The organism is Bacillus sp. FSL H8-0492 (assembly GCF_038006145.1).
GTDB classification, from domain to species: Bacteria; Bacillota; Bacilli; order Bacillales; family Bacillaceae_G; genus Bacillus_A; species Bacillus_A mycoides.
In genome coordinates this window covers 4288776-4300162 of the sequence record NZ_JBBOUP010000001.1, presented here as the reverse complement: position 1 = coordinate 4300162, position 11387 = coordinate 4288776, and the positions used below count along the sequence as shown (strand labels likewise).

The following is an 11387-nucleotide window of genomic DNA, read 5'->3' as shown; positions in this document are numbered from 1 at the left end:
TATCTCACAATCTTACATACATTATAATGTAGAGTTGTGGGATATTCTTATAATGTTTTTAGTAATATGTATCGCATTGATAGAGAAGAAGAGCTTTTTTGAGTAACAGAAACAGTGATAATATGTACATATATAATGGAAAGAATTAGAAAATTAATTGTGAAGAAATAGGCGTGAACTGGTTCTCTTTTCTATTTTGAAAAAAAAACCAAGTATTCAACCTATAATAAATTTGTTATGATAATCAATGGGATAAAGTGAATCCCTATCGTTTAAAACAATATGTTTGAGAGTATATGTATAAAAGAAAAGAGAAAAAATATGAATAAAACATTTGTAAAAGGAGCAGCAATTTTAACCATTACAACTTTTTTGTCGAAATTGCTTGGTAGTTTTTTTCAAATTCCATTACAAAATATTGCAGGAGATGAAGTGCTCGGTATTTTCCGCCTTGTTTTTCCTGTATATATGATTGCTCTTACATTATCGGTAGCCGGAGTTCCGCTTGCAATTTCGAAATTAATTGCAGAGTTGAACGAAAAAAATAAGCAAAAGGAAATTGCGAAATTATTTAAATCAGCGTCAATTATAGGGATAGCATTTGGCGTTTTCGGCTGTTTAGTCATTGTATTATTTTCTATTGAAATTGCAAATATGCTTGGTGGACAAGAAACTAGAATGCCGTTGCTTATTACTTCATTAGCATTACTCATTGCGCCATACATGGCGGTTTATAGAGGGTATTTTCAAGGTTTCGGTGATATGAAACCAACAGGGGTATCACAAGTCATTGAGCAATTTGTACGTGTGTTTTTTATGCTAATAATTGCTTACATACTAGTATCATGGGATAAGAGTAATACTGTTATTACTAGTGGTGCGATGGTTGGCTCTTTTCTTGGAGTCATTAGTTCGCTTATATATTTGCGTATAAAATATAATAGAAGTCCATACTACAATAAAAGCAATTCCTATTCGCTCCGAGATTTAAGAGAAAACGGCAAAAAGATATTGCGGGTATCGATCCCAATCGCTATCGGAGCTTTATCAATGCCACTTTTAAATTTAGTAGACTCGCTTACAATACCACATGTATTACAAGGATCATCAACAGAAATTCAAGAACAATTTGGAATATACAGTCGCGGTTTTGCATTCACGCAAATAATTGTTATTTTTGCAAGTGCAATTGTATTTCCGTTAATACCACTCTTAACTTCCGCATTGGCCAAAAGAGATATAAATTTGGCGAAAATAACAATTCAAAATACAAATCGACTAGCGCATGTTTTGACAGCACCGTTAACAATATGGTTGATGGCATTAACAGTACCGTTAAATATCGGATTGTTCACAGACGTAAAAGGCAGTAGTATGTTAACAGTTATGATTGGCAGTTCGTATTTTACTGCGGTTATGGTATTAACAATAGGTGTTTTACAGGGGATTAATCGTTCTGCACAAGCTGCATGGATTGTTATTGGCGCGAGTTTTGTGAAAGTCGTGTTAAACATGATGTTAGTGCAGGAGTTTGGCATAGATGGAGCGGCGTATAGTACATTAATTACTTACGTATTGATTTGCATTATAAATTATTTGTATATTCGAAGCTACATTGCCTATTCTATTCATTTAAAAAGCTTTTTTGGTGTGCTAGGAATAGCATGTATTTTGGGACTAGGATTGTATGAACTGTGTAATGTGATAGATGTTACATCTTCAAGAATTATGACGTTATTATTCAGTGGTATAGCATTAAGTATTACAACCATTTTGTATGGTGTATGTGCTTTGAAATTAAAATGGATATCAATAAAAAAAATACCATTTTTGAAAAGATAAATATAGAAATTTAATTTTTTATTAAAATTCATATGAGCTGATAAAGAGGAAACTATGTAGGGTATTAAGTGTTTAGGTAAGGAATGGGTACCAGTTTATGTTAAATGAGATAAACGGTTACCTAGTTTTGGAGGAGATTTAGGGTGCGTTTAGTCTTATCAGGATATTATGGTTTTTATAATGTTGGAGACGAGGCGATTCTACAATCAATTATTGAATCGTTAAGTAAAGAGAACCCGGATATAGAACTATTAGTACTATCAAATGATTCTAAATATACAAAGGAAATGTATGGTGTAGAATCGGTAGATCGCTGGAATATAAAAGCTGTTTATCATGCGATTAAAAACAGTGATGGAGTTATTAGCGGTGGCGGGAGCCTTCTTCAAGATCAGACAAGTACGAAGAGTATTCTATATTATACGGGTATTATGGGACTCGCTCGATTATTAAAAAAGCCGTATTATATTTATTCACAAGGAATAGGGCCAATTACAAAAGGATATAATCGTCTATTAGTAAAATGGAACTTGTCAAAAGCTTCCTATGTATCAGTTCGAGATGAGGATTCGTTTTTATATTTAAAAGGACTTGGTATAAAAAACGATATTGAAATTGTTCCAGACCCTGTTTTAACATGGAAACGAACAAAACAATCGGATTGGTTGCAAAAGCATTCGATACATGGAAAAGTAATCGCGGTTAGTGTACGTTATTGGCATGCAAAAGAAGATTATATAAAAAAATTAGCTATGGCATTAAAAAAATTAAAGCAAGAAGGATACCAAATTTTATTTGTTCCAATGCATGAGCCATTTGATCAAAAAGCTTCGCGTGAAGTAATAGAATTAATGGGAGAAGAGACGTATATGCTTCCATATAAAATGGATATCGACGAGAAAATATTCATTTTATCACAATGTTCATTACTAATTGGTATGCGTCTTCATGCACTTGTTTTTTCTGCAGTAGCCAAAACTCCAATGGTCGGGATTTCGTACGATCCGAAAATTGATTCGTTTTTAAGTCAAGTGAATCAGCCAGTTATAGGAAGTGTGGATGGCGAATGGAGTGCTGAGTATTTATATGAACTTGCAAAAAAGCAATTAATGCAACAAGGAACTGTGCAGCAAGAGTTACAATTAACAATAGATGAACTTCGGTTGCAAGGCAAACAGGCAACAAAGAAACTCATTGATCATATGGAAAAAGACACTTTATTAAAAAAGTAAAGTGTCTTTTATTTTGTTTTTTAATTTAATGAAAATTCTAATTATAAAAACGTTTTATGTTAATTTCTATTTATTATGCTAAAATGATTGCGATTATTATATAATCAAATTTGTGATAATAAATTCGTAGATTACGAGGAGGATAACCTTGAAGACTTTTTCAAAAGGTATAACAGCAGTGGCATTAACGGGATCATTACTTTTAACTCCTATTTCAAGTTATGCGGCAAATGATGATATTACAGGACATATGTTTGAGACGCATATGCGTTCACTTATTACTAAAGGAGTTTTAATGGGGTATGGTGAGAATGTATATGCGCCTGATAAACTAGTAACAAGAGCAGAGTTTGCTACATTCATAGCAAGGGCTTTAAATTTACCGAAAGCTGATTCGAATTTCGAGGATGTGCCGAAGACTTACGGTTTATATGATGGTGTAAGTAGAGCATATGGAGCGAAAATTATTAATGGTCGTACTAACGAGACATTCTCACCAAATGATGTGATTACACGTGAAGAAATGTCGATAATGGTAAAGCGAGCGTTAGACTATAAAAATATTAAAATAGCTGTAAGTCCGCTTACCTTTACTGATAAAGATAGTATTAACTATAAAGAGCATGTACAAGTTATGGTGGCTACTCAAATTATTAAAGGGTATCCAGAAGATAATACATTTAGACCACATTTATCAGCTACAAGAGGTATGGCTTCAGCTATGTTGGATCGCATGCTTCAGACAATTGAAAAAAACGGAAATAGCAATCCTGTAGAAACTAAGAAATATGTCGTGATAAATGTAAGAGAAAACGGAACAGAGCAAGAAGTAGAGCGCTATAATACGTATAAAGAAGCGGTTACGGCTGCTCAAAATAAAGGTATGAATGCGGTGAAATACGAGAACGAATTTTTATGGATTAAAGATGGTTTTGCAAGTGCGAAGAGAATAACTGGGCAAAATATTATTAATATTTATGACGAGAAATTGTCAGCAGTATATACATATATTCAGTATGGAACAGAATTGAAAGTGTTAGAAATTGGCGAAGATCGTGTGAAAGTTCAAGTTTCTGGTTTGACAGGTTATGTGAAGAAGAATGAAATCACTTTAATTCCTACAAATGAAATGAAACAGTCTTCTTATTATGTGAAATCAGATGGATATTTATACCATAAATATTATACATATAATACAAGCTCACCTGGATATACAGAATTTAGATATGGTGTGGCACCTTCTTTCATGAAGCAAGGACAGCAAATGTATAGTGTAGATGGAAAGACATTTGGAGACGAAACTTTCTATCAATATTTCAATTATTTATCATTACGTTCGAAAACAGGTTATACAGCTGAACAACTAGATAGTTATGTGAAATCGATTAAGCCAGACTCTCCATTAATTGGTTTAGGAAAGAAATTTAAAGAAGTAGAAAGCAAGTATAATGTAAATGCATTATTCTTATATTCATTAGCAATTCATGAAAGTTATTATGGAACAAGCGCTCTTGCAAAAGACAAAAATAATTTATTTGGTTTAAAAGCAACAGACGATAGTCCATATGGTAACGGGGAAGCATTTAATTCAAAAGAAGATTGTATTGAACATGCAGCAAAAGTATACATGAATGAAGGATATTTAAATCCAGGACATTGGCGTTATACAGCAACATATACAGGTGATAAAGCTGCTGGTTTAAATGCGAAATATGCATCTGATGCGAATTGGGGTAAAAAAGTAGCGGGGCATATGAATCGTTTTGATTCTTATTTAGGTAAAAAAGAATACAACAAGTATAAACTTGCTCGTGTGAAGAATGATGTGGAAGTGAAAAAGGATCCTCATAGATCAAATGAACGACTTTATCGCTTAACTACAAATAAAGTTGTAACAGTTACAGGTGAAGAAACGATAAATGGACAAGTGTGGGTTAAAATTATTTCTGATAATCCTGCTGTAAATGAAGCATATATCGCAAAAGAAAACTTAGAATACGTAACACACTAATTAAATATAAAAGAGAAAAACTGTTTATCTAGATGCGTTTATAAAAAAGGTGCTCCAAAAGCCAGCATAACTGACTTTTTTGAGCACCTTCTTTTTTTATTATTCAATTTCAAAATCAACAATTAAGTAAGCGAGTATAACGACGAAGAAAATACTAACGGATGGCGCTGTTAATACGTGCCCGGACATAAAACCGACTCCAAGTGATAGGACAACGGTGCTAGCTAATAGCATATATTTCACGGTTAATATTTTCTTAAAGTTTGTTATGACGCGAATGAATAATTTAATACCGAAGTATAGAAGTGGTAGTAAGTAAATAAGGAAACCGACGATTCCGAATGCAAAGAATAGATCGTGGAAGTCCATTTCGATTAATTTAATTTTAACCGTATAGTTACCAGCATAGCCCATTCCGAATAATTTTTGTGATAGTGGTGCGTCTTTATAATATTGTTTGTATACTTTTAAAAACTTATCGCGATCACTGTAAATTAAACTTTTCATTTCAGAGTCTGTTAGTTCACCCTGCTCATGTTTTTCTTCTTTAATTACTTTTCCTTCTTTTCTATCCTTTTCTTCTTGTACTGATTTTTTGTATTCGTATATTTGCATGTGGATGCCCATATTTTTTGCGATAGGAGTATGTGGTGTAAGTACAATTAAACCTCCTAGTACAATAGCGACAACAACTGTATTTACGAGATATGTGAATCCTGTTCCTTCTTTTTTGCGATGAATCATATATTCAATGAATGAGAATAAAAGTGCCACGCCAAGCGTTAGAACAATTGCACCATATCCTACTTTCGTTCCGACCATAATACTTGCATACATCGCAAGCATTGTTGGAATCCAGTAATAGATTTTCGAGAAAGAAGTTGTTTTATGAATCGAATAGAGCACTACGATTGGGAACATAATTGCAAAAATAGAACTTAAATCATTTCCAGCAAAGAACCAACCTCTTGAGCCAATCTTTGAGTGAGGGTAGCTTGGGAAATCTGTACCAGTTTGCATTGCAACAATCAGTGTGATGCTTAAAATTAAAGTTGCATATAAGAAATATGTAATGATTTTATGCAACGTATATTCTTTATTTTTCAACTCTTTAAAGACGATGGTATATCCAAACAGTAGCACAATTGGATATATGCTCTTTAAAATAAACTTTACTTCTTCGCCAAATGAAACTGGAGATTTAATCATCATATTATTTGCAAGACCAATTGCTAGTACGATCCCGAGTAGGCATAAATAGAGAATGTACTTTTTCGCTCCAGGTTGTTCTCTATGAAGAAGTAGATAACCTAATGCAAGAAGCATAAAGGCGAAACGGACTACGATTCCAACTGTTGCGCTCATGTGTAATACATAGATTGAAAAAGACGTTAATAAATCTAAAATTGGTTGAAACACAATGAATAGCAATAGGAAATGCGGGAAGTAGTTATCCGTTTGTTTCAACTTATTAACCATATATTCCTCCATTTCTTCATTCCTTTAGTTCAATACCCAAGAGATGGGGATAAAAGCCTTGTTTACATAATAAGGCGAATGAATTTCAATATTTATTTTTTTGCATCAAAATTAAGAATACACCATTTCATTGTAATGGTAAATAGATGAAAAATATTGATAAACCGACTTTAATTTCTATATTTTTTAACGGAATTGGATGTTTTATACGGAGATATATACAAATTACGAGAATATTAGACAGAAAATTAAGAAAAAAGAAGGATTTTTAATATGCTTTCTATAATTATATAAGTATAATCTTTATGTGGAAAAGAGGGGTATTTATAATGGAAGTAACAAGTAAAACAGAATCTGTTGTTGTGAAATATGAAGGGCGCGTAGCAACGGTTATGGTCAATCGTCCAGAGGTTTTAAATGCATTAGACGAATCAACGTTAAAAGAGTTATTACAAAAGTTGAAAGAAGTGGCGGAAAGTTCTGTTCACGTTGTTGTGTTATGCGGAAGTGGCCGTGGTTTTTCTGCGGGTGGAGATATTAAATCGATGCTTTCAAGTAATGATGAAAGTAAGTTTGAAGGTATCATGAATACAATTTCTGAAATCGTTGTGACGTTATATACGATGCCGAAGCTTGTTATTAGTGCAATTCATGGGCCAACTGCTGGACTTGGATTAAGTATTGCATTAACAGCTGATTATGTCATGGCAGATATATCATCAGTTATTGCGATGAACTTTATTGGAATCGCTTTAATTCCAGATGGTGGTGGTCATTTCTTCCTTCAAAAGCGTGTGGGTGAAAATATGACGAAGAAAATCATTTGGGAAGGGAAGAAGTTATCGGCAACAGAAGCATTAGACATCGGTTTAATTGATGAAGTAATCGGTGAGGATTTCCAAATGGCTGTGAAGCAAAAAATTAATGAGTGGTTACAAAAACCAATCAAGGCAATGATTCAAACGAAACAAATTTTATGTGAAGTAAATCGTTCTAATTTAGAACAAACGCTTCAGCTCGAAAAGCGTGGTCAATATGCGATGAGACAAACAGCGGACCATAAAGAAGGGATTGCAGCTTTTCTAGAAAAACGTTTACCAGCATTTAAAGGGGAATAAAGTGAAACTTTAATCCGTGGGGGTTTTGTTTATCCCCCGCGGATTATTAATTTTACTGCCCGTTAATTCGAGATAAAGGGAAGAAAGTGCTAACACATTTTAGTATAATTGTGTTAGCACTTTTTTTAGGAGTAATAAATGAAGAAAATGATTGGTATTGTCGCTATTATTTTACTTACAGCCCTTCCCGAACGAGAAAGCCCATCGCCTTTAGGCATGGGATGAAAGTGAGGTTGGATACGGAGTGCCACTGAAAATCGCAAGGTTCGTGGTACTTTAAGTATCCAAAGTATAGGTAGTTTCTTCGAGTCTTTTTGTTGTAATTTTTCGAAAGTAAATGATACATTGTAACTAGAATCAATGATGATAGAAGTGCGTTTCAAAGTGTTTGAGAGGAAAATCTCCTCACCTCATGTAGTTGTAAAGTCTATGGACACGTTCTCATTTTGTTTCTATTGCTAGGAATGTATCACATGAACGATGTTGAAAATCAAAAAACAAGGGGATGAAACGTATGTCACAGACCCTAACAGTGAAAGTCAAATTGATTCCAACAAAAGAACAAATCCGTTTATTAGAACAAAGTAGTCAGGAATATATCAAAGTCATAAATACACTTGTATCAGAAATGGTTGAAGCAAAAGAAAGTACGAAAAAAAGCACGAAAAATATTGAAGCAAATATCCCAAGTGCGGTGAAGAATCAAGCAATCAAAGAAGCGAAAAGTTTGTTTGCTACAAAAGTAAACAAAAGCAAGTATAAAATCATTCCGATTTTAAAGAGGCCTGTTTGTATATGGAACAATCAAAATTATTCGTTTGACGCCACTCATATTTCAATCCCGTTTAAGGTAAATGGAAAGTCCACTCGTGTAAAAATCCGAGCTTTATTAAGCGATAAAAACAATCGTAATCTGAATCTGTTAAAACATAAATTAGGTACACTTCGCATCACAATGAAATCGAATAAGTGGATGGCCCAAATATCTGTCACGCTTCCTACAAATGAAAAGGCAGGAACGAAAATTTTAGGAGTAGACTTAGGTCTCAAAGTCCCCGCGGTAGCAATCACTGATGATGATAAGGTTCGTTTCTTTGGAAATGGTAGGAACAACAAATATAGGAAGCGTAAGTTTCGTAGTGTTCGCAAAAAGTTAGGAAAAGACAAAAAAGTAAATGCCATTCGGCGAATGGATGATAAAGAACAAAGATGGATGCAAGATAAAGATCATACAATAAGTCGTGAAATCATTAATTTTGCGATTGTAAATCATATTTCTGTCATTCGATTAGAACAATTAATGAATATAAGACAGACGGCAAGAACAAGCCGTAAAAACGAAAAAAACCTACACACTTGGTCATTCTATCGTTTGTCAAAATTTATTGAATATAAAGCGATATTAGCTGATATTCAGGTTGAATATGTGAATCCAGCTTATACAAGTCAAAGCTGTCCGAAATGCGCTAAAAAGAACAGGGCACAAGACAGAAAGTACAAGTGTCCATGTGGGTTTGAGACACACCGTGATATCGTTGGGGCGATGAATATTCGCTATGCAACTGTGATTGATGGTAACAGTCAATCAGCCTAAGCACCTATATGGTCTGGTTTAGGAGGGGCAATGAGATGCCCTCATCTTGAAGGCTGTTCAAAACAGAAATGGACTGCGAACGCTTAGTCATTCAAGAATCCCACCCGTAATTTCGTAAGGATTCGGGCTTGCGACTTTAGTCGTGGGAGTCTCAAATATTATGCTTTGCATAGTACACCATCTCTTGCGGTACGGACTGTATTATTCTTTGAGGGACATCCAACTGTTGCTTTCTCTGGTGAAGTGAAGGAAGAACGGGATGTGAAAAAAGAGTGGTTTTTCTATAAAGCAGAGCTTGGGTGTTATTAAAAATAGGAGGAACAGTGATGTCAATTTATAACAAATTAGTAAGAGATCGTATCCCGGAGAAAATTTTAATGTCTGGAAAAACATATACATCACAAAAATTAACAGGACAAGCTTACATACAAGCGTTAGCGAAAATTGGTACAGAAGAAATTCGTGAATTTGCTTCGATGAAAGAGCGTGAACATGCGCTAGATTCACTTGCAGATGCACTTGAAGTTATTGTTTCATTAGCTCGCGCAGAAGGTGCAACAATTGAAGATATAGAGCGTATTCGTAAGCAGAAAGAAGAAGAGCGCGGCGGGTTTACAAGAGGGATTTATTTGATGGACGTTTCGGAAGAGTAGTTTTATAGAAAAAGCACAGCTTACTCAGTAGCGCTGTGCTTTTTTCCTACAATTAGGCTAATGATTAAGAAGATAATAGTTAATGCCCAGCCAATTGTAATTGAGGTAGTAGTGTGAACGACATAAGAGACTTGTAAACATAGTAATGATGATAAAAACCAAATAAGTGCAATATGTACATGTTTTTTCATTACATTCATTTTTGTTATCTCCTTTTCACTTACTAAACTAAATTTTACTATAATTTAGAAAATTAGACTATATGAGTAGAGGTTTTATTGTAATTTCGCTATACTAAATAGTAGAAAAAACGAGGGGGAAACGACAATGGCACATCATGCGAAAGAAACGATGGAATTAATCAAGGAGCTTGTCTCTATTCCAAGTCCATCTGGAAACACGGCGAAAATTATTGATTTTATTGAAAACTATGTAAGTGAGTGGAATGTAGAGACGAAGCGTAATAATAAAGGCGCTCTTATTTTAACGGTTAAAGGGAAGAATGATGAGCAGCACCGTTTATTAACTGCACATGTTGATACGTTAGGCGCAATGGTGAAAGAAATTAAGCCAGACGGTCGTCTTCGACTATCTATGATTGGTGGATTTCGCTGGAACTCTGTAGAAGGGGAATATTGCGAAATTGAAACGTCAAGCGGTAAGACGTATACAGGTACAATTTTAATGCATCAAACTTCTGTCCATGTGTACAAAGATGCAGGGGAAGCGAAGCGCGATGAGAAAAATATTGAAGTGCGTATTGATGAGCGTGTCTTTTCAGCAGATGAAGTACGTGAGTTAGGAATTGAAGTAGGAGACTTCGTTTCATTTGATCCACGCGTTCAAATTACGAAGAGTGGATACATAAAATCACGCCATTTAGACGATAAAGTAAGTGTAGCAATTCTATTGAAATTAATTAAAAGATTACAAGATGAAAAGGTAACATTACCATATACAACACATTTCTTAATTTCTAATAATGAAGAAATTGGGTACGGTGGAAACTCGAATATTCCAGAGGAAACGGTAGAATATTTAGCAGTTGATATGGGAGCGTTAGGTGATGGACAAGCATCTGATGAATATACAGTATCTATTTGTGCGAAAGATTCTAGCGGTCCATACCATTACGCTTTACGTAAGCATTTAGTTGAACTGGCGAAAGCGAATGCTATTGAATATAAAGTGGATATTTATCCATACTACGGATCAGACGCATCAGCTGCGATTCGCGCCGGATTTGATGTGAAACATGCGTTAATTGGAGCTGGTATTGATTCTTCTCACGCATTTGAGCGAACGCATGAAAGCTCGATTGCACATACGGAAGCGCTTGTTTATGCATATGTAATGTCTAATTTAATTGAAGAATAATTTCATAGATAATAGAGAGCTGATTAAAGATACTATTTTTAATCAGCTTTTCATTTGGAGAAGCGATTAGGAGACATGTCC

Annotated in this window: 10 protein-coding genes; 8 read left to right on the top strand and 2 right to left on the bottom strand. The window is 34.4% G+C overall.

From position 1 onward, the window contains the following. Nucleotides 1-321: 321 nt before the first annotated feature. The 3 genes from MHH66_RS22080 to MHH66_RS22070 all read left to right on the top strand — a co-directional run bounded on the left by MHH66_RS22080 (nt 322) and on the right by MHH66_RS22070 (nt 5085). On the top strand, nt 322-1842 hold the full coding sequence (locus MHH66_RS22080; RefSeq protein WP_078184538.1) for a putative polysaccharide biosynthesis protein: 1521 nt from the start codon (nt 322-324) through the stop codon (nt 1840-1842). A 143-nt stretch (nt 1843-1985) separates the two neighbouring features. Continuing rightward, complete coding sequence (gene csaB / locus MHH66_RS22075) at nt 1986-3074, top strand: polysaccharide pyruvyl transferase CsaB (protein ID WP_078184539.1); 1089 nt, start codon at nt 1986-1988, stop codon at nt 3072-3074. 148 nt (nt 3075-3222) lie between these two features. Beyond that, on the top strand, nt 3223-5085 hold the full coding sequence (locus MHH66_RS22070; protein WP_078184540.1) for an S-layer homology domain-containing protein: 1863 nt from the start codon (nt 3223-3225) through the stop codon (nt 5083-5085). A 99-nt stretch (nt 5086-5184) separates the two neighbouring features. Here the strand turns inward: MHH66_RS22070 and MHH66_RS22065 are convergent, their stop codons facing one another. Further along, nucleotides 5185-6564 carry an O-antigen ligase family protein gene (locus tag MHH66_RS22065; RefSeq protein ID WP_078184541.1) on the bottom strand — a complete coding sequence of 460 codons (1380 nt, stop codon included), beginning with the start codon at nt 6562-6564 and terminating at the stop codon, nt 5185-5187. Nucleotides 6565-6893: 329 nt separating this feature from the next. Here MHH66_RS22065 and MHH66_RS22060 point away from each other — a divergent pair, with 329 nt between their 5' ends. From MHH66_RS22060 to MHH66_RS22045, 4 genes are all read left to right on the top strand, one after another. Further along, nucleotides 6894-7682: an enoyl-CoA hydratase gene (locus MHH66_RS22060; protein ID WP_078184542.1), complete on the top strand. Its 789-nt coding sequence runs from the start codon at nt 6894-6896 to the stop codon at nt 7680-7682. Nucleotides 7683-8196: 514 nt separating this feature from the next. Beyond that, nucleotides 8197-9276, top strand: a complete 1080-nt coding sequence (locus MHH66_RS22055) for an RNA-guided endonuclease InsQ/TnpB family protein (RefSeq protein WP_078184543.1) — start codon at nt 8197-8199, stop codon at nt 9274-9276. Between the two features lie 120 nt (nt 9277-9396). Next, nucleotides 9397-9585, top strand: a complete 189-nt coding sequence (locus MHH66_RS22050; RefSeq protein WP_078184544.1) for a hypothetical protein — start codon at nt 9397-9399, stop codon at nt 9583-9585. 17 nt (nt 9586-9602) lie between these two features. After that, nucleotides 9603-9929, top strand: a complete 327-nt coding sequence (locus MHH66_RS22045; RefSeq protein WP_078184545.1) for a nucleoside triphosphate pyrophosphohydrolase — start codon at nt 9603-9605, stop codon at nt 9927-9929. Nucleotides 9930-9949: 20 nt separating this feature from the next. On the opposite strand, the gene MHH66_RS22040 is transcribed toward MHH66_RS22045, so the two are convergent. Continuing rightward, entirely contained in the window at nt 9950-10129 is a 180-nt protein-coding gene (locus tag MHH66_RS22040; RefSeq protein WP_078184546.1) for a hypothetical protein, read from the bottom strand. A 127-nt stretch (nt 10130-10256) separates the two neighbouring features. Between MHH66_RS22040 and MHH66_RS22035 the strand changes: the two genes are divergently transcribed. Next, nucleotides 10257-11306: a M42 family metallopeptidase gene (locus MHH66_RS22035; RefSeq protein WP_078184547.1), complete on the top strand. Its 1050-nt coding sequence runs from the start codon at nt 10257-10259 to the stop codon at nt 11304-11306. The last annotated feature ends 81 nt before the right edge of the window (nt 11307-11387 follow it).

What these genes read in the sequence shown, in the direction of transcription:
- MHH66_RS22035 (WP_078184547.1), top strand. Translation starts at nt 10,257, where the DNA reads ATGGCACATCATGCGAAAGAAACGATGGAATTAATCAAGGAGCTTGTC.
- MHH66_RS22055 (WP_078184543.1), top strand. Translation starts at nt 8,197, where the DNA reads ATGTCACAGACCCTAACAGTGAAAGTCAAATTGATTCCAACAAAAGAA.
- MHH66_RS22045 (WP_078184545.1), top strand. Translation starts at nt 9,603, where the DNA reads ATGTCAATTTATAACAAATTAGTAAGAGATCGTATCCCGGAGAAAATT.
- MHH66_RS22060 (WP_078184542.1), top strand. Translation starts at nt 6,894, where the DNA reads ATGGAAGTAACAAGTAAAACAGAATCTGTTGTTGTGAAATATGAAGGG.
- MHH66_RS22080 (WP_078184538.1), top strand. Translation starts at nt 322, where the DNA reads ATGAATAAAACATTTGTAAAAGGAGCAGCAATTTTAACCATTACAACT.
- MHH66_RS22065 (WP_078184541.1), bottom strand. Translation starts at nt 6,564, where the DNA reads ATGGTTAATAAGTTGAAACAAACGGATAACTACTTCCCGCATTTCCTA.
- MHH66_RS22040 (WP_078184546.1), bottom strand. Translation starts at nt 10,129, where the DNA reads ATGAATGTAATGAAAAAACATGTACATATTGCACTTATTTGGTTTTTA.